Raw genomic sequence first — 18251 nt, forward strand, 5'->3', positions numbered from 1 at the left:
CGTCTCACCTCAGTAGGAGCGGGGCATGCCGAGCACATGCTCGGCGACGAAGGACAGGATCAGATTGGTCGAGATCGGCGCCACCTGGTAGAGCCGCGTCTCGCGGAACTTGCGCTCGACGTCGTATTCCTCGGCAAAGCCGAAGCCGCCATGGGTCTGCACGCAGGCATTCGCCGCTTCCCAGGACGCATCCGCCGCCAACATCTTCGCCATGTTGGCTTCCGCACCGCAATCGAGCCCGGCCTCGTACTTGCGGGTGGCTTCCTTCACCATCAACTCGGCCGCGCGCATCGAGGCATAGGCTTTTGCGATCGGGAACTGGATGCCTTGATTCTGGCCGATCGGCCGGCCGAACACGGCGCGCTCCTTGGCATAGTTGGTCGCCTTGGCGATGAACCATTTGGCATCGCCGATGCATTCGGCCGCGATCAGGATGCGCTCGGCATTCATGCCGGAGAGGATATAGCGGAAACCCTTGCCCTCGTCGCCGATCAGGTTTTCCGTCGGCACCCTCATGTCCGTGAAGAACACCTCTGTCGTCGCGTGGTTCATCATGGTCCGGATGGGGCGGATCTCCAGCCCCTTGCCCTTGACCTCGCGCATGTCGACGATGAACACCGACAGCCCGTCGGTCCGCTTCTTCGCCTGCTCCTTCGGCGTGGTGCGCGCGAGCAGGATCATCAGATCGGAATGCTCGGCGCGGCTGGTCCAGATCTTCTGGCCGTTGACGACGTAGTGGTCGCCGTCCTTCCGCGCAAACGTCTTCAGCGACGACGTATCGGTGCCGCTGGTCGGCTCGGTCACGCCAAAGGCCTGCAACCGCAATTCGCCGCTCGCGACCTTCGGCAGATACTTCGCCTTCTGCTCGGCATTGCCGTGCCGCAACACCGTGCCCATCGTGTACATCTGCGCATGGCAGCCGCCGCCATTGCAGCCCGCGCGCTGGATCTCCTCCAGGATCGCCGCCGCCGCGGACAGCTTCAGCCCCGCGCCGCCATATTCCTCGGGGATCAGCACCGAGAGATAGCCGGCTTCGGTCAACGCATCGACGAATTCCTTCGGATAGGCCATCTGTCGATCGAGCTTGCGCCAGTATTCACCGGGAAACTGTGCGCAGAGTTTTGCCACCGCATCGCGGATGTCGGAATAGTCGTCATGGTGTTCTTGTGCGGTCATCGGAAATCACCGGCGCGTTCGTTTAAGGGATGGCGGATCTGAAAGGCGCGGCGGACCATTGTGGCGCCGGCGTAAACTCCCTATGCTGTTTTGTTATAGCGTATGAAGTAGCATTCCAAGATTGGCAAGCATGGATTTCCGCCAGCTTAGGACGTTTACCTGCGTCGCGGAACTCGGGAGCCTGAGCAAGGCCTCCGACACGGTGCGCATAGCTCAACCGGCGCTGAGCCGGCAGATCAAGCTGCTCGAGCACGAGCTGCGCACGGAGCTGTTCACGCGGAACGGCCGCGGCATGGTGCTGACCGATGCCGGTCGCCTCTTGCTCGCGCGCACCTCCGGCATCGTCCGCCAGGTCGACCAGATCCGCGACGACATCCAGTCCGCGCAGGGGCCGCCGTCGGGCCGCGTAGTGCTCGGCCTGGTGCCGACCGTGAGCTGCGTGCTCTCGGCGCGCTTCGCCCGCCGCTGCGTGGAGAATTTCCCGGGCATCTCGCTGCGCATCGTCGAGAGTTATAGCGGCCACCTGATCGAATGGCTGCACCGCGGCGAGATGGACCTTTCGATCATCTACGGCCGCACCGCGGACCTGCATCTCGCGGCGCAGCCGCTCGGCCGCGACCAGATCGTCGCGGTCGGCCCTCGCGGCTGCGGCTTGTCGCGCAAGAAGCAGGTCGAGATCGGCTGGCTCTTGCGCCAGCGCCTGGTACTGCCCAGTCATTCGCATGGGCTCCGTGCCCTGATCGAGCACGCCGCGGCGCTCAAGAAGATCAAGCTCGACGTCCAGCTCGAGGCGGATTCGTTCCGCGTGCTCACCAGCCTGGTCGAGGAGGGGCTCGGCTTCGCGATGTTGCCGCCGTCTTCGGTGCGGAGCGAAGTCGCCGACGGACGGCTGGAAACCGCGGCGATCGCAAAGCCGCTGTCGCGCGAGCTGATCATTGCCTCTCCGATCGATCGTCCCACCTCGATCGCGACCACCGCCGTCACCGCGCTGTTGCGCGAGGAGGTCGCCGCCTGCCGCAAGGAAGGCCTCTGGGACATCAAGCTGGCGTAACGCCATTGCGGTGCGCGCCAACAGCGGAACCCTTAAGGGAAGCCCGCGCGACCTTCCCTTCGCATCTGGCGCAGGCTGTCATGCCGGTTTTTTATAGCGGCCTGCTGTCGTCCCGGCCTTGAGCCGGGACCCATAACCACAGGAAGTTGTTGTGACGCGAGCAAGCAGTTGCTGCGGAGCACATTACAAGGCCCTGTGGTTATGGGTCCCGGGTCAAGCCCGGGACGACGGCGTCATTGCGAGCGAAGCGAAGCAATCCATCTCTCCACCCGCGGAAGCATGGATTGCTTCGTCGCTTCGCTCCTCGCAATGACGATCACCCCGGAATCCGCACCGGCAGCGTCTCATATCCCTTGATGAAGCTGGAATAGATCCGCCGGGGCTCGCCGACCACCTCGATACGGTCGAACCGTTTCAGCATCTCCTGCCAGATGATCTTCAATTGCAACTCGGCGAGCCGCATGCCGACGCAGCGGTGGATGCCGAAGCCGAACGACAGATGCGTGCGCGGCCGCGGCCGGTCGATGATGAATTCGTTGGGGCGGTCGATCATCTCCTCGTCGCGGTTGCCCGAGACATACCACATCACGACGCGGTCGCCCTTTTTGATCGTCTTGCCGCCGAGCTCGGTATCTTCAAGAGCGGTACGCCGCATATGGGCGAGCGGCGTCTGCCAGCGGATCACTTCCGGCACCATCGAGTCGATCAATTCAGGGTTTTGCCTGAGCTTCTCGTACTGCTCTGGGTTCTCGTTCAGCGCCAGCACCGAGCCGGTCATGGTGTTGCGCGTGGTGTCGTTGCCGCCGACGATCAGCAGGATGAGGTTGCCCATGAGGTTGTCGCGGTCCATGTGCCGCGTCGCATCGCTATGCGCCATCATCGACAATAGATCGTTGCGCGGCGGCGCGTTGACGCGCTCGTTCCAGAGCTTGGCGAAATAGGCGTAGCATTCGTCCATTTCCTTCCGCCGTTGCTCCGGCGAGTCGACGATGCCGCTCTTGGGCAGAGCGGTAGCGACGTCGGACCAGCGCGTCAGCTTGCGCCGTTCCTCCCAAGGGAAGTCGAACAGCGTCGCCAGCATCTGCGTGGTCAATTCGATCGAGACCCTTTCGACAAAGTTGAAGGTCTCGTTGCGCGGCAGGCCGTCCAGCACCCGTTGCGACCGCTCGCGGATCAGCTTGGCAAGTTCGTCCAGATGCGTCGGCGTGAACATCGGCGACACCGTCTTGCGCTGCGCCGAGTGTTTCGGCTGGTCCATCGCGATGAAGCTCGGCCACTCATAGCCGACCGGCATGTCGCGGATACCGATGCCGCCAAGCGTCGCATCAGAGGAGAAGATGCCGTGGTTGGTGTCGACATGCATGATGTCGTTGTACTTCGTAACCGACCAATAGGGCTCGATCGGCGCGTTGGTGCAGTAATGCACCGGCTCTTCTTTGCGCAGCCGCTCGAACCACGGCTGCCACGTGTCGTTCTGGAACAGCCTTGGCGCGCCCGGGTGGAAATTCTTCAGCGGCGTCGAATAGGCCTCCTCGCGCGCCAGGCGCATCAGCTCGTTCCTGTCGACCCTGACCGAAGTCTGCACGTTCATGGTTATCAACTCCCAAAAGCGCTAGCTCGCGATGCGGACCGGCAGCGTCTCATATCCCTTGATGAAGCTCGAATACACGCGCTTCGGCTCCTCGACCACCTCGATCGTGTCGAAGCGTTTCAGGATCTCTTCCCAGATGATCTTCAACTGCAATTCGGCAAGTCTGAGGCCGACGCAGCGATGGATGCCGAAGCCAAACGAAATGTGAGTGCGGGGACGGGCGCGATCAATGATGAACTCGTAGGGGCGGTCGATCACATCTTCGTCGCGGTTGCCCGAGACGTACCACATCACGACCTTGTCACCCTTCCGGATCTGCTTGCCATGGAACTCGATGTCGGCAAGCGCAGTGCGGCGCATATGCGCCAGCGGCGTCTGCCAGCGGATCACCTCCGGCACGAAGCTGTCGATCAAGTCAGGGTTCTGCTTCAGCTTGCGATACTGGTCGGGATTCCGGTTCAGCGCATATATGCTGCCGGAAAGCGTGTTGCGCGTGGTGTCGTTGCCGCCGACGATCAAGAGGATCAGATTGCCGAGGAAGTTCTTCGGGTCCATGTCGCGCGTCGCCGGGCTGTGCGCCATCATCGAGAGCAGGTCGCTCTTCGGCGGCTGCTCAATCCGTTCCTTCCACAGCCGCGAGAAATAGCCGGCGCATTCCATCAGCTCGGCCTGGCGCTCGTCCTCGGTCGCGACCAGCCCGCCGGCGCCCGGAAGGGTGGTGGCGACGTCGGACCAGCGCGTCAGCTTGCGGCGGTCCTCCCAGGGGAAATCGAACAGCACCGCCAGCATCTGCGTGGTCAATTCGATCGAGACCTTGTCGACCCAGTCGAACACGTCGCCGCGCGGGAGATTGTCGAGGCATTCGGTCGAGCGCTTGCGGATGTTGATCGCGAGTTCGTCGAGATGGGTCGGCGTGAACATCGGCGCCACGGTCCGCCGTTGCGCCGAGTGCCGCGGCTGGTCCATTGCGATGAAGCTTTCGCGGCGCAGATCCGGGGCGATGTCGCGGATGGTGATGCCGCCGAGCGAGGCGGCCGAGGAGAACACCGAATGGTTGGTCTCGATCTCCATGATGTCGTTATACTTGGTCACCGACCAATAGGGCCCGAACAGGCTGTCCCGGCAATAGTGCACCGGCTCCTCCCGGCGTAGCCGGTCGAAATAGGGCCAGAACGAATCGGTCCGGAACAGTTCGGGAGCGCTGGGGTCGAATTGATCCAGCGGGATCGCATAAGCCCGCTCGCGGGCGGCCTCCTGGGTTTCGCTCTGGGCGCGATCGACCGTCCCGTGCATGGCGCATCTCCTTGGATCGTCCCGGTCCGGTTGTTCCGTCGGGCGCATTTTCCGGGAATTACAACCCGTCACGCCGCGCAGGGCAAGGGCGAGTTTGGCACATTTGGCCGCATTCGGATTCGACCTCGCCCCGCGAAAGGGCTGGGAAGTAGCTCCCCCGTCATTCCGGGGCGTCCGAAGGACGAGCCCGGAATCCATTCAACCGCATGTGCAGGCGGAGAAATGGATTCCGGGCTCGACGCGGAGCCTGTCATCGGGCCGCGCTTCGCGCGGACCCGGTGGCGTCGCCCCGGAATGACGGGGGTGACGTTGCCGCAAGAGCACGGAGAGGGGGACGAAGGTGCCCCGTGACAACCGGTCCGGCAGCGAATAAGGCTAGGATAACAAGCCATTCTGGAGGCCGCTCGCCATGATTCCCAACGCGCAACGGATGTTCAATTTCGACCTGGGCGAGACCGCGGATGCGATCCGCGAGACCGTGTACGATTTCGCGAGCAACGAGATCGCCCCACGCGCGGCCGAGATCGACCGCACCAACCAATTCCCGCGCGATCTCTGGCCGAAGATCGGCGCGCTCGGGCTGCACGGCATCACCGTCGAGGAGGAATATGGCGGAACAGGCCTCGGCTATCTCGAGCACTGCATCGCGCTGGAGGAGATCTCGCGTGCCTCCGCGTCCGTCGGCCTGTCCTACGGCGCCCACTCCAATCTCTGCGTCAACCAGATCCGCCGCAACGGCAACGAGGCGCAGAAGCGGAAATATCTGCCGAAGCTGATCTCGGGTGAGCATGTCGGCTCGCTCGCAATGTCCGAGCCGAGCGCCGGAAGCGATGTGGTCTCGATGAAGACCCATGCGGAGAAGAAGGGTGATCGGTTCGTGCTCAACGGCAACAAGATGTGGATCACCAACGGTCCTGTCGCCGAGACGCTGGTGGTCTATGCCAAGACCGATCCGAACGGCGGTCCGCGCGGCATCACCGCTTTTATCATCGAGAAGGGCATGAAGGGCTTCTCCACCGCGCAGAAGCTCGACAAGCTCGGCATGCGCGGCTCCGACACGTGTGAGCTGGTGTTCGAGGATTGCGAGGTGCCGGAGGAGAACGTGCTCAGCGAGGTCGGCCGCGGGGTAAACGTGCTGATGAGCGGCCTCGACTATGAGCGCGCGGTGCTGGCGGCGGGCCCGATCGGTATCATGCAGGCCTGCATGGACGTGGTGATGCCCTATGTGCACGAGCGCAAGCAGTTCGGTCAGCCGATCGGCACCTTTCAGCTCGTGCAGGGCAAGGTCGCCGACATCTATACCACGATGAACGCCTCGCGGGCCTATGTCTATGCGGTGGCGAAAGCCTGCGACCGCGGCGAGACCACGCGCGAGGACGCCGCCGGCGCGATCCTCTACGCCGCCGAGAAGGCGACGCAATGCGCGCTCGACGCCATCCAGCTCCTCGGCGGCAATGGCTACATCAACGACTATCCGACCGGCCGCCTGCTGCGCGACGCCAAGCTTTATGAGATCGGCGCCGGCACCAGCGAAATCCGCCGCATGCTGATCGGCCGCGAACTGTTCGACAAGACGGCGTAGTGTCTTCTTTCTCCCTCTCCCCGCTCTTCGCGGGGAGAGGGTCGGGGTGAGGGGCTCCGTTTCTCCGCCTGCACAAGGGGCGAAATGGATTCCGGGTTCGACGCTTCGCGTCGCCCCGGAATGACGGCACCGGATACCTCTGTCATCTAGAGCGTTTTCGAGCGAAGTGGACACCGGTTCGCGTGAAGAAAACGCGTCAAAACAAGAATCTAGAGCTTCGGTTCTGATTCCATCAGAACCGAAAATGCTCTAGACCACCGCGGCCTCGACTCTCCGGCGAAATCTCGATCACCTTCCTTTGATAAATCTGTGGTTTTGTGCGATCCGCAGAGACCGCCTGGAGTTGATCCCCGTGCACGAGATGAGCTGGACCCCGATTGGGCCGCCGCAGCCGCCGCCCCTGCCTGTCCCGCCGCCGATACCGGTGGCCTTCACGGGCAGTCGCCGCGAATTCTTCGACCTGGTCAAGCGCGGCGCCGGGCTCGAATTCGTCACGCTCGGCTTCTACCGGTTCTGGCTGGCGACCGACATGCGCCGTCATCTCTGGTCCAACACCGAGATCGAAGGCGACGCCGCAGAATATACCGGCCGCGGCAAGGAGCTTCTGATCGGCTTCCTGGTCGCGCTCGCGATCCTGGTGCCGGTTTACCTCGCTTATTTCCTGGTCGGCCTCGAGGCCGAGCGCGCCCAGGCTTTCGCCAGCATTCCGCTGGTGGCGTTCTTCTATCTGTTCGGACAGTTCGCGATCTTTCGCGCGCGCCGCTACCGCCTGACGCGGACGGTGTGGCGCAGCGTGCGATTCTGGATGAGCGGGTCCGGCTGGGCCTATGCCGGGCTCTCGGCGTTGTGGGGACTCGCGGTGATCGTCACCCTCGGCCTCGCCTTGCCGTGGCGCGTCGCGGCGCTCGAGCGCTACAAGATGCGCCATTCCTACTATGGCGACCTGCAGGGCAGCTTCGAGGGGCGCGGCTGGGAGTTCTTCAAGCGCGGCTGGTGGCTCTGGCTGCTGGTGCCGGTGGCAGTCTGCATCGTGCCGCTCGCGCCCTTCATCTACGGTGCCTACAAAGCGGTCGAATGGCGATGGTGGTTGTCCGGCCTCCGCTTCGGCGGCGTGCGGCTGGAGTCGACGCTGAAGCGCAGCGCGCTGATCGGGCTTTATTGGAAAGTGATCGGCTGGATTGTCGTGCTCGGCCTCGTGTTTGCGGCCTGGCTCGCCCTATCCGCGGTGCTGGTCGCCAGCATGAGCGCAATGCCGCTCAAGGAATTCTTCGCGAGCCAGGAATTTACCGGGAGCATTCCGTTCCTGGTGCTCCTGGGCGTTGGCTATCTCCTGTTCGCGCTGGCCATCAATGTCGTGATCCGCGTCTATCTGATGCGCGATCTCTGGGTGAAGGTGCTGGGGTCGACGATCGTCCATGGCATCGAGGCGACGGCCAATGTCTCCGCCCGAGGTGAGCTCGCCAACGCGCTCGGCGAGGGCTTCGCCGACGGTCTCGACGTCGGGGGCTTTTGACCCATGAGCGGGGCGATCGACAGTGGACTTAGCTCCGCCTTCTATTTCGACGGCACGTCGAGCAAGCGGCACGCGGTCACGCTGCGATTCGCCGACGTGCTCGAGATCGAGGAGGACGGACAGCGGATCGCCGCCTGGCCCTATGCGGATATCCGCCGCGCCGACGGTCCGTCCGGCAAGCTGCGGCTCGCCTGCATCTCTGCGGCCGCGCTGGCGCGGCTCGAGATCCGCGATGCCGCGCTCGCGGCCGAGCTCGTCGCGCGCTGCGAAAAGCTTGACGAGCATGTGCTCGGCGGCCGCGGCGTCGCGACCATCGTCGGCTGGTCGCTGGCGGCGACCGTGTCGATCGTCCTGGTCGTGCTGTTCGGCGTGCCGCTTGCCGCCGACCGGCTGGCGGCTCTGGTGCCTGTCGCGTTCGAGCGGCGGCTCGGCGAAGTCGCCGACAGCCAGGTGAAGATGGTGTTCGACGGCAAGTCGTGCGGCAACCCCGCCGGCCAGCGCGCGTTTGAAAAACTCGTCAACACGCTGCGCGAATCCGCTGGCATGGACACGTCGCTGCAATCGGGCGTGCTCTCGACCTCGATTCCGAACGCCTTCGCGTTGCCGGGCGGCAGGGTCTATGTGTTGGATGGGCTGCTCGCGAAAGCCGAAAATGGCGATGAGCTCGCGGGCATCCTCGCCCACGAGCTCGGCCATCTCCAGCATCGCGACGGCCTGCGCGGCATGATCCACAATGGCGGCACCTCGTTCCTGATAGGCCTCTTGTTCGGCGACATCACCGGCTCCGGCGCGGTGATCTTCGCCTCGCGGACGCTGGTGAACGCATCGCATTCCCGCGAAGCCGAACAGAACGCCGACAGCTTCGCGATCGAGACCATGCACCGGCTCGGCCGGCCGACCAAGCCGATGGGAGAATTGATGTTCCGCATCACCGGCAAGGAAGGCGACAGGGGCCTGTCGCTGATCGCAAGCCACCCCATGACCGAAGACCGCCTCGCCCGCATGACCCGCGAAAACCGCCCCGCCAGCGGCCCACCGTTGTTGACCGCGGGAGAGTGGCGCGCGCTGAAGTCGATCTGCAGCGCCAGCACCAGGCTGTAGGAGCCGACCATCGCCGTCATTCCGGGCTCGTCCTTCGGACGCCCCGGAATGACAGGGGGACGCATTCGCGCAATCCTCTCCTCCGTCATGGCCGGGCTTGACCCGGCCATCCACGTCTCTCCCGTGCACGGAGGCAAAGGACGTGGATGCCCGGGACAAGCCCGGGCATGACGGCGTCATATCATTCGCGCGATTTTCCTCAAGCCAATCAATGTGATTTGCCTCGTCCAGCCCTCGCGCAAAAAACATTCCGCTTTCGCCGTCGGGCAAATCAGTGATTTAACTCCGCGCGTCTCACCCGAATGAGGGGCGGGTCGCGATCGTCACGAACGTTGCGGTGAGATGCGGTGGACGGGATGGGTGTGACTGACGAGCACAAACATCACGGACGGCGAAGTCGTGTGGTCCTGGCGCCCCGACGCTGGCGCTAAGCTCGCGAGCAGCAAGAGCTGCCGCGGGTGACGGTGGCAAGAAAGCCCGGTCACCGAGGAGAGCACGAAGTAAGCCGTAAACCATCGCGCAGGGAAAGCCGGAATGCTTCGGTTGAACCTGTGGTCCTACCCCCGTGCTTTTTGTTGCACGGGACCCACGGGTGCAACCGGCACCCGGCTTTCCCTGCGCCCTCTATTGAATGAGAGGGTGGAAAGTGCAGCAAAGCTCGGACGCAATGCGCCGCGAGAACGCGAACTCACATCCGCCGGGTCACACGTAGGATGGGTTTCGCTTCGCTCTACCCATCCTGCGGAATTGCTGTTTGAAAATTGAATCAGAACTTTCCGCGACGCCGTAGGGTGGGCAAAGCGAAGCGTGCCCACCATCGCGAGCACTGCGCTGGATGGTAGGCATGGCGCTGTCAATTGGTGCGCCCTCTCCCCTTGTGGGAGAGGGCTACCTCCGTCGCTAGCCAAGAGCGCACATGGGTGAGGGGTCTTTCTCCACGCGCACCCTCGCCCGCGGAGACGACCCCTCATCCGTCGCGCATTGCATGCGCGCCACCTTCTCCCACAAGGGGAGAAGGGAAGCACCCCCTCACTCCGGCAGATTGTTCACCTTCTTCACCCACGCGCGGACGTCGGCGAGGACGTCGGGCAGCAAGGCGTTGACGTCCTGCACGGTCATGCCGGCCTTGATGCGGGGATCGTAGAGCAGGTTGAGGATGTACTGATCGTAGATGTCGAAATAGCCCATCGAGACGTTGTCGTTGAACATGGTCCAGGGCACGCTCGAGGTATCGTTGATCGGGCCGAGCGACTGCAGCAGTTCCTCATACGCGCAATCGAAGAAGACGAAATCGCCGTTATCGACCGTGAGGATCACGTCGGAATGCTCGATCTCGAAATTGTCGTTCTTGCGAAAGCCGCTCAGGCATTGCGGGTCGAGCGAGGAGCGGATTTCTTTCGCGCGCTCGCTGCCATAGAAGGTCGTGATGGTGCGATAGAGATCGCGGTCGCGCACCAGCTTCACCCTCACATTGGCGATCTCGCTGCTCTCGGTCATGGCGATGTCGAGGTGCTGGACCTTGGCGGCGACATCGCCGACGATCTTTGCGAGCTGCGCCTTGCGGTCGGCGCGGGTGCCGTCGGCGAACACCCTGATCGGGGAGTCATATTTGCGGATGCGGTCGACGCGGCCGGCGAGGTGGTACTCGGCGCCGAACGCCGTCTTCATGAAGCCTTCGATGATCTCGCTATCGGTGAAGGCTTTCTTCTCGTTGCGCTGGCGCGCGGCGATCGATGGGTTCTCGCCCGACCATGCCGGCGGCGCAATGAGCCCGGGCATGATCGCGGCCGAGGCGATTGCGAGGACGAGGACAGCCAGGATACGGTAAAGCGTGCACATCGCTATAACGCTGCCGCAATCACCGTGCGCGCGCAAGCTTGCTTGCGCATGGCAGCGCTGGTTCCCGCACCGTCCTAATTCTTGACGACGACGGTGGTGCCCACGGAAACGCGGCTATAGAGATCCACCACATCCTCGTTGGTCATGCGGAAGCAGCCCGACGATACCGCCTGTCCGATCGTCTCCGGCTCGTTCGAGCCGTGGATGCGGTAGAGCGTCGAGCCGAGATACAGCGCGCGGGCGCCGAGCGGATTTTCGACGCCGCCGGCCATGTGGCGCGGCAAGTCGGGACGGCGCCGCAGCATCTGCGCCGGCGGCGTCCAGCTCGGCCATTCCTTCTTGGCGGTGATGCGATGGGTTCCGCCCCAGCGAAAGCCATCGCGGCCGACCCCGATGCCATAACGCAGCGCCTGGCCGTCATTGAGGACGAGATAAAGCCGTCGCTCGGCGGTGTTGATGACGATCGTGCCCGGCGCATAACGGCTCGGGTACATCACGGTCGTCCGTTGGATCGGGCTCGCGCCGGTGCCGAAGAAGTTCAGGCCGCCGCCCATGATGTCGCGGGTGTCGAAGAATTGGGCCTGCGCCTGACCGGCGCCTCCCAGCATCAAGAGCGCCGCCGCCAGCAAAACCCTGCCCCGTGTCATTGCCTTCCTCGCGTTATTTCCAGCCTCATGAAAGTGAGGCCATAAGTTGTTCGAATGCGCAACCCACGCCGCCGTGAGCGACGGATTTTCGGGCACCGCGGTTAAAAAAGGCAACACATCAGAAACGATGGCAGCAATGTCCCGCTAAACCTTTGACGAAACGGGCGAACAATGGTTGATCTGGGCTCGGAACGCCGGGCTTGAGATAGTCGACTTGGGCCAACACAACATTACTTGGGCCAACAAAACAGCGCGGGAATGCGGGAGCGAGACATGAATGGTGCGGAAAGTCTGGTGCGGACATTGGTCGCGGGCGGCGTCGACGTCTGCTTCACCAATCCCGGCACCTCGGAGATGCATTTCGTCGCCGCGCTTGACAGGGTCGAGGGCATGCGCTGCGTGCTCGGCCTGTTCGAGGGCGTGGTGACGGGGGCGGCCGACGGTTATTTCCGTATCAAGGAAACACCCGCTTCGACGCTGCTGCATCTCGGCCCGGGTCTCGCCAACGGCCTCGCCAACCTACACAACGCCAAGAAGGCGAATTCCGGCATCGTCAACATCGTCGGCCAGCACGCGACCTACCACATCGCGTATAACGCGCCGCTGACCTCCGACATCGAGGGCCTGGCGCGGCCGATGTCGGCCTGGGTCAGGACCTCGCCGGATGCCAAGTCGGTCGCCGCCGATGGCGCTGCCGCGATTGCCGCCGCCAAGAGCACGCCGCCGCAGATCGCGACCCTGATCCTGCCGGCCGACACCGCCTGGAACGAGGCTGACGGTATCGCCCAGGTCCCGGCCGAAAGCCAGCGGCCGAACTATTCGGCACAGGCGGTGGAAGCGGCGGCCAAGATCCTGCGCGAAGGCGGCGCGCAGAACCTGTTGCTGCTGACCGGCAGTGCGCTGAGCGAGCACGGGCTGGCGCTGGCCCAGCAGATCGCCGGCAAGACCGGCTGCAAGGTGATGGGCCAGACCTACAATCCGAAGATGGCGCGCGGCAGGGGCCGCTTCCTGATCGACCGCATTCCCTACGTGATCGAGCAGGCGCTGCCTATTCTCAAGGACTTCAAGAACATCGTGCTGGTCGAGGCCAACGACCCCGTCGCCTTCTTCGCCTATCCGAACAAGCCGAGCCTGCTGAAGCCGGAGGGGTGCGAGGTGCACCGCATGACCGCGGGCGGGGAGAATTCGGTGGCGGCGCTGGAGGCGCTGGCTGGCGCGCTCGGGGCCAAGCCGCAGGACGTCAAGCCGCAGAAGCTCGTCGAGCTTGCGAAGCCGACTGGTGCGCTGACGTTTGCCTCGATCGCGCAGGCGATTGCGTGCGCGATTCCGGAGAACGCCATCGTGGTCGATGAATCCATCACCACCGGCCGCGGCTTCTTCCCGCCGACGGCGGCCGCCGCTCCGCATGACTGGCTGCAGAACATGGGCGGCTCGATCGGCTTCTCGCCGCCGGTTGCGACCGGCGCCGCGGTGGCCGCTCCCGATCGCAAGGTGATCTGCATGGTCGGCGACGGCTCTTCGATGTACACGATCCAGGCGCTGTGGACGCAGGCCCGCGAGAACCTCAACGTCGTCACCATCGTGTTCGCCAATCGCATCTACCAGATCCTGCGCGGCGAGTTCGACGGCGTCGGCGCCGGCGAGCCGGGTAAGCGCGCGCAGGACATGCTGAAGATCGACCGGCCGACCATCGACTTCGTCTCGCTCGCCAAGGGCATGGGCGTCCCGGGCCGTGCGGTGACGACCGCCGACGAGTTCAACAAGGCGCTCGCGGAGGCGGTCGCCGAGCCGGGACCGAGGCTGATCGAGGTGCAGATGTAAGGGAAGCGCGGCCTACGCCGCGATATCCGGGAAGCAAAATTCGCAGATCAGGCCTTCCGGCTTCCACTGCCGGGTGATGGTGCCGCTCAAGGTTCGGACCACGCCGTCGACGGCGTCGACGCCAAATCCGGTGCGGGTGGGCTCGGCCACTCTTGGTCCGCCGCTCTCCTGCCAGCGCAAGGAAAGGTTGGCGTTATCGGTCCGCCAACTGACGGCGATCTTTCCCGAGGGGCTGGAGAGCGAGCCATATTTGGCGGCGTTGGTGGCGAGCTCATGCACGGAGACCGCGATCGCCTGGGCCAGCGTGGCCGTCAGCCTCAAATCGCCGCCGTCTATCGCGACCCGTCTTGAGTCGTGCACCGCATAGGGCTTGAGCTCCTGTTCGATGATCGCGCGGATGTTGGCGCCGGTCCAGCGCGACACCGAGAACAGCCGCTGCACATTGGCGAGCGCGCTGAGGCGCCCCTGGAAGACCGCCTGGAACTCCTCCGCAGTATCGGCCTTGGTCAGGCGCAGGATCGCCTGGATCACCGCCAGCAGATTGTTGGCGCGATGATCGACCTCCCAGGCGAGCCGCATCATGCGCTCCTCGGCCTGCTTGCGCGTGGTGGTATCGACCAGCATGTTGACGGCGCCGATCAGCCGGCCGTCAGCGTCGCGCAAGGGCGTGGGGTAGGGCATGAAACAGATGCGCGAGCCATCGGGCCGTTCGGCGATTGCTTCCATATTGCGCACCGGACGGTTCTCACGAAGCGCGATCGCCATCGGGCATTCCTCATGCGCAAGCGGCGTGCCGTCCGTGCGGAACAGCTTCCAGCTCACGCACCACATGTCGCCGATGGCAGGCACACGGCCGGCGAACTCGATGCAAGCGTGGTTGAAGAAGGTGATGCGACCGTCTGCGTCCGTCGTGTAGATCGCGGCGGGCAGCGCCTGAAGCACATCGCGAAACTGCTGCTCGTCGGCGTCGGCGCTGATCGCGGTGTGATGCGCCAGGATCTTTTCGATCTCTGCTTCTTCTTCCGAATCGTCAAAGAGGTTCAGCATCACCCGTCCATGCCCGCAGGTCTTCAGCCGGTAATTCGACACTAAGGGAAATGTTCCTCCCGGTGCGTGCAGTGGCCTGCAATTCAGTGGAAATCCGGACGCAAGGACGGTGAGCACAGCGACGAGGCACATCAAAAAGGCCGCCCCGAAGGACGGCCTTGATCCCCATGAATCCTGTCTTACTGATGCATCGTGTCTTCGCCGGATTTCTTCGACGACTTCTTGGCCACCTTCTTCGAGCTCTTCTTCGGCGCCATTTTCGACGCATCATCCTTGCCCGCATTGTCGCTCTGCGCCGCGGGGCCAGTGGTGCCGCCGGACTTGTCGGTGGTCTGTGCTGAAGCGGCCGACGAAATAAACGCCAGTGCGGTGGCGGCGATAATCAGTTTACGCATCGGATGGTTCTCCCAAGTTGGCCCCCGGCCCTCAACGGAACCGCGATACGTCCGGTTCCGTTGCCCCGATCAGCAGTTCGTGAGCGGCGCGTGAACTCCCGCACCGACGCTGCGATCTAGAACCCCAATCCGAAGATCCTGGCCACCCAAACTGGCGTCACGCTAAACTAAAAATCCATGTATTACATGGATTTTTGACGGTATGTAGCCATAGTGGGCCATAGGCGGCGCCACGGGCAACAGCGAAGCCGCCTTTGTCGAGACAAAGCGTGTCTGGCGCAAGGTCGGTGCTGCCGGACGCGCCTTGTTCGAGCCGCAAGAAGACTTCATGGGGCTGCGGTGGTGAGGATAACGACGAAGGGCAACGGCGACGGAAGAGCAGCGGCGCAACCTGACCGAAGAGGAGCGAAGGAAGTTCCATCGCATCGACCCACGAAGCACGCTGTGACCGAACCCCACATTAGGAAACTTATGTCTCCTGACTCGCGCTCGACGTAGGTGATGAACAAAGTGAAATATTGCGCCATCTGCAGGCGTCCCTATCATTTCGCAAACGCCGATTAGCCACCAGCGCACCGGCGAGAGCGGTCCAGCCGGTCTGATGCGAGGCGCCAAGGCCCTCGCCGGTGTCGCCATGAAAATACTCGTAGAAAAGCAATAAATCGCACCAAGCCCCGCCGCGCCGGAAGCGGGGATTTGATCCCAGCGCTGGTCGCTCGCCCTCTGCGTTCCGGAGAAACAATTTGAGCAGTCGACGCTCGAGTTCTTCGGCCACTTGCTCGAGGCTTGCCTGCCTGCCTGATCCTGTCGGCAGTTCAACGGTAAAGTCTTCGCCGAGGCTGGTATGAAGATGTCGTAGCGACTCGATCGCGAGAAAATTGAGCGGGAACCAAATCGGTCCGCGCCAATTCGAATTGCCGCCGAACAGTCCGGTCCGAGATTCGCCCGGCTCATAGTCGAGACGAGCGACATGTCCGTCCAGGTTGACAATGAGCGGATGTTCGCGGTGGTAACGCGACAGCGATCGGAGCCCGTAAGGCGACAGAAATTCCGACTCATCGAGCATACGCGCGAGAATCCGCTTCATGCGTGGCTTGCCCACCAGCGAGATCAGCTGAGGGCGATCATTGGTCGGCGGCATGTGCAGGAATTCTGCAAGGTGCGGCTTGTTGTCGATGTACCAGCGCGCGCGCTCGCGGAACATCGGCAGTCGCTCCCACAGCGCCGCATCGAGCCGTACCGCCGCAAAGATTGGCAGTAATCCCACCATGGAACGCGCGCGCACCGTGAAAGTCGAGCCGTCGCGCTTGCGAAGTCGATCGTAGAAAAAGCCGTCTTGGTCGTCCCAGAGCCTGCTCATGGCGGCAGCGATGAGAGCGAAATGCTCGAAGAACTTTACCGCGACGTCCTCGTAGCTAGGCTGATGGTTGGCAAGCAGGAGTGCCATCTCCAGCATGTTGAGACAGAACTTGGCCATCCAGGCGGTGCCATCCGACTGCTCCAGGACATCGCCGTCGGGAAGCATCTGCGAGCGGTCGAACGGGCCGATGTTGTCGAGTCCGAGAAAGCCGCCCTCGAACACGTTGTCGCCACATGCGTCTTCTCGATTTACCCACCAGGTGAAGTTGATCAGGAGCTTTTGAAAAGTTCGAGCCAGAAAATCGAAATCGGTGCCGCCATCGATCCGGAACACTGCAAGCGTGGCCCACGCCTGAACTGGCGGATTCACATCTCCAAAATTCCATTCATACGCCGGCAACTGGCCGTTCGCGTGCATGTACCATTCGCGCGTCAGCAGCAGCAATTGATGCTTCGCTGCTGAGGGGTCGATGTGCGCCAGCACCACGCAATGGAAGGCGAGGTCCCAGGAGGCATACCACGGATACTCCCATTTGTCGGGCATGGCGATGATGTCGTGGTTGTTGAGATGGCGCCAGCCCGCGTTGCGACCCGACGCGCGTGCCTCGGGCGGACGTATGATGTCGCCGTCGAGCCAGCGCGCGACGTCGTAGTGGTAGAACTGCTGGCCCCACAGCATTCCAGCGAACGCCTGCCGCATGACTGCGGCCTCGTCCTCGCTCGCGCCGTCAGGGGTCAGCGCTTTATAGTATTCGTCAGCTTCGCGGCTCCGGTCGGCGTGGATCCGCTCGAAGTCTGCCCCGAGGGGGCTCGCAGTCTGGCCGTGCCCATCACGTGCGAGGCGAAGCCTGAGCGCGACAGTTTCGCCGGCAGCGACTTCGAGGCGATACCAGCAGGCCATTTTTGTACCCTGCTTGGCAGGATTTACCGTTGCCGCACCGTGAACGACGTGGTCGTTGATGCCGTCCTTTGGATACGGCGTCTGCTCAGCGGCGATATCATACAGGTACCGGGCATTGGTTTCGTTCTCACAGAACAGCAGCCGTGGCGGCTTTCCCGCCGGATCCGTCCCGGCAGTGAAGCGCCAGCGACCCAGCAGTTCTTCTTCAGCGATCGCGCCGATGTTGCCAGTTTCAGCAGTCGCCCGGATCATCGGCCGCGCGACGCCGGCCTCCCATGACCAGCGGTTGCGGAACCACAGAGTCGGAAGCACGTGAAGCTCTGCCGGATCGGGTCCCGCGTTACGAACGCTGATGCGCATGCATATGTCATCAGGTGACGCCTTGGCGTAATCCGCCGTGACCTGCCAGTAACGGTCCCCTTCGAAAATGCCGGTATCCACGAGTTCAAATTCGACCTCGTCCTTGTTGCGTCTTGCGTTCTCCTGCCGAAGCAACGCGTAGGGAAACTCCGCGTGCGGATAGTGGTAACGCCAACGAAGCCACGAGCTGGTCGGTGTTGCGTCGATGTACCACCAGTACTCCTTGGCGTCTTCGCCGTGATTTCCTTCTGGACCGCCGAGACCGAAGATACGTTCCTTCAGGAAGGGGTCTCGTCCATTCCAAAAGGCAAGAGCAAAACACAGGCGCTGCGCGCGATCGCAAAGGCCGGCAAGACCGTCCTCGTTCCACCGATAGGCGCGCGAGCGCGCATGTTCGTATGGGAAGTATTGCCAGGCCTGTCCGTCGGCACTGTAGTCTTCGCGCACGGTACCCCAGGCGCGCTCGCTGACGTATGGCCCGATCGTTTTCCAGTTGCCAGGCGTATCCGGCGACGAATCTTGAAGCCGCGCGTGCTCCGCCGACAGCGGTTTTCGCTCCTCAAGGATATTCATGG

At 63.2% G+C, this 18251-nt stretch carries 13 protein-coding genes; 5 read left to right on the plus strand and 8 right to left on the minus strand.

Features of this window, described 5'->3' with window-relative positions:
* Positions 1–9 precede the first annotated feature (9 nt).
* Positions 10–1176, minus strand: coding sequence for an acyl-CoA dehydrogenase family protein (locus ACZXDY_RS01895; protein WP_464344231.1), 1167 nt, complete (start codon positions 1174–1176; stop codon positions 10–12).
* 130 nt (positions 1177–1306) lie between these two features.
* On the opposite strand from ACZXDY_RS01895, the gene ACZXDY_RS01900 reads away from it, so the two are divergent.
* Complete coding sequence (locus ACZXDY_RS01900; RefSeq protein ID WP_464344232.1) at positions 1307–2227, plus strand: LysR substrate-binding domain-containing protein; 921 nt, start codon at positions 1307–1309, stop codon at positions 2225–2227.
* Positions 2228–2543: 316 nt separating this feature from the next.
* Here the strand turns inward: ACZXDY_RS01900 and ACZXDY_RS01905 are convergent, their stop codons facing one another.
* Positions 2544–3818, minus strand: coding sequence for a cytochrome P450 (locus ACZXDY_RS01905; protein ID WP_464344233.1), 1275 nt, complete (start codon positions 3816–3818; stop codon positions 2544–2546).
* 21 nt (positions 3819–3839) lie between these two features.
* Complete coding sequence (locus ACZXDY_RS01910; protein WP_464344234.1) at positions 3840–5111, minus strand: cytochrome P450; 1272 nt, start codon at positions 5109–5111, stop codon at positions 3840–3842.
* 409 nt (positions 5112–5520) lie between these two features.
* Here ACZXDY_RS01910 and ACZXDY_RS01915 point away from each other — a divergent pair, with 409 nt between their 5' ends.
* The 3 genes from ACZXDY_RS01915 to ACZXDY_RS01925 all read left to right on the plus strand — a co-directional run bounded on the left by ACZXDY_RS01915 (position 5521) and on the right by ACZXDY_RS01925 (position 9307).
* Positions 5521–6693, plus strand: a complete 1173-nt coding sequence (locus ACZXDY_RS01915; protein ID WP_464344235.1) for an isovaleryl-CoA dehydrogenase — start codon at positions 5521–5523, stop codon at positions 6691–6693.
* Between the two features lie 361 nt (positions 6694–7054).
* Entirely contained in the window at positions 7055–8206 is a 1152-nt protein-coding gene (locus ACZXDY_RS01920; protein ID WP_464344398.1) for a DUF898 family protein, read from the plus strand.
* A 3-nt stretch (positions 8207–8209) separates the two neighbouring features.
* Positions 8210–9307, plus strand: a complete 1098-nt coding sequence (locus tag ACZXDY_RS01925) for a M48 family metallopeptidase (protein ID WP_464344236.1) — start codon at positions 8210–8212, stop codon at positions 9305–9307.
* Between the two features lie 1029 nt (positions 9308–10336).
* Here the strand turns inward: ACZXDY_RS01925 and ACZXDY_RS01930 are convergent.
* Both ACZXDY_RS01930 and ACZXDY_RS01935 read right to left on the minus strand, forming a co-directional pair.
* Positions 10337–11086 carry a DUF2927 domain-containing protein gene (locus ACZXDY_RS01930; protein WP_464344399.1) on the minus strand — a complete coding sequence of 250 codons (750 nt, stop codon included), beginning with the start codon at positions 11084–11086 and terminating at the stop codon, positions 10337–10339.
* Positions 11087–11220: 134 nt separating this feature from the next.
* Positions 11221–11793 (minus strand): L,D-transpeptidase, encoded by a 573-nt coding sequence (locus ACZXDY_RS01935; RefSeq protein ID WP_028165415.1) that lies wholly within the window; start codon positions 11791–11793, stop codon positions 11221–11223.
* A gap of 273 nt (positions 11794–12066) precedes the next feature.
* On the opposite strand from ACZXDY_RS01935, the gene ACZXDY_RS01940 reads away from it, so the two are divergent.
* Positions 12067–13614: an acetolactate synthase large subunit gene (locus tag ACZXDY_RS01940; protein WP_464344237.1), complete on the plus strand. Its 1548-nt coding sequence runs from the start codon at positions 12067–12069 to the stop codon at positions 13612–13614.
* 12 nt (positions 13615–13626) lie between these two features.
* Here the strand turns inward: ACZXDY_RS01940 and ACZXDY_RS01945 are convergent, their stop codons facing one another.
* From ACZXDY_RS01945 to ACZXDY_RS01955, 3 genes are all read right to left on the minus strand, one after another.
* Positions 13627–14661 carry an HWE histidine kinase domain-containing protein gene (locus ACZXDY_RS01945; RefSeq protein ID WP_464344238.1) on the minus strand — a complete coding sequence of 345 codons (1035 nt, stop codon included), beginning with the start codon at positions 14659–14661 and terminating at the stop codon, positions 13627–13629.
* Positions 14662–14840: 179 nt separating this feature from the next.
* Positions 14841–15056, minus strand: a complete 216-nt coding sequence (locus ACZXDY_RS01950; protein ID WP_464344239.1) for a hypothetical protein — start codon at positions 15054–15056, stop codon at positions 14841–14843.
* A gap of 469 nt (positions 15057–15525) precedes the next feature.
* On the minus strand, positions 15526–18249 hold the full coding sequence (locus tag ACZXDY_RS01955; RefSeq protein ID WP_464344240.1) for an MGH1-like glycoside hydrolase domain-containing protein: 2724 nt from the start codon (positions 18247–18249) through the stop codon (positions 15526–15528).
* Positions 18250–18251: the final 2 nt, after the last annotated feature.

The organism is Bradyrhizobium sp. LeoB3, from assembly GCF_055456055.1.

Bases quoted from the DNA above. Each gene is read 5' to 3' on its own strand.
- ACZXDY_RS01905 (WP_464344233.1), bottom strand. From the start codon at position 3,818: ATGAACGTGCAGACTTCGGTCAGGGTCGACAGGAACGAGCTGATGCGC.
- ACZXDY_RS01930 (WP_464344399.1), bottom strand. From the start codon at position 11,086: ATGCCCGGGCTCATTGCGCCGCCGGCATGGTCGGGCGAGAACCCATCG.
- ACZXDY_RS01925 (WP_464344236.1), top strand. From the start codon at position 8,210: ATGAGCGGGGCGATCGACAGTGGACTTAGCTCCGCCTTCTATTTCGAC.
- ACZXDY_RS01935 (WP_028165415.1), bottom strand. From the start codon at position 11,793: ATGACACGGGGCAGGGTTTTGCTGGCGGCGGCGCTCTTGATGCTGGGA.
- ACZXDY_RS01895 (WP_464344231.1), bottom strand. From the start codon at position 1,176: ATGACCGCACAAGAACACCATGACGACTATTCCGACATCCGCGATGCG.
- ACZXDY_RS01910 (WP_464344234.1), bottom strand. From the start codon at position 5,111: ATGCACGGGACGGTCGATCGCGCCCAGAGCGAAACCCAGGAGGCCGCC.
- ACZXDY_RS01950 (WP_464344239.1), bottom strand. From the start codon at position 15,056: ATGCGTAAACTGATTATCGCCGCCACCGCACTGGCGTTTATTTCGTCG.
- ACZXDY_RS01945 (WP_464344238.1), bottom strand. From the start codon at position 14,661: ATGCTGAACCTCTTTGACGATTCGGAAGAAGAAGCAGAGATCGAAAAG.
- ACZXDY_RS01915 (WP_464344235.1), top strand. From the start codon at position 5,521: ATGATTCCCAACGCGCAACGGATGTTCAATTTCGACCTGGGCGAGACC.
- ACZXDY_RS01920 (WP_464344398.1), top strand. From the start codon at position 7,055: ATGAGCTGGACCCCGATTGGGCCGCCGCAGCCGCCGCCCCTGCCTGTC.
- ACZXDY_RS01955 (WP_464344240.1), bottom strand. From the start codon at position 18,249: ATGAATATCCTTGAGGAGCGAAAACCGCTGTCGGCGGAGCACGCGCGG.
- ACZXDY_RS01940 (WP_464344237.1), top strand. From the start codon at position 12,067: ATGAATGGTGCGGAAAGTCTGGTGCGGACATTGGTCGCGGGCGGCGTC.
- ACZXDY_RS01900 (WP_464344232.1), top strand. From the start codon at position 1,307: ATGGATTTCCGCCAGCTTAGGACGTTTACCTGCGTCGCGGAACTCGGG.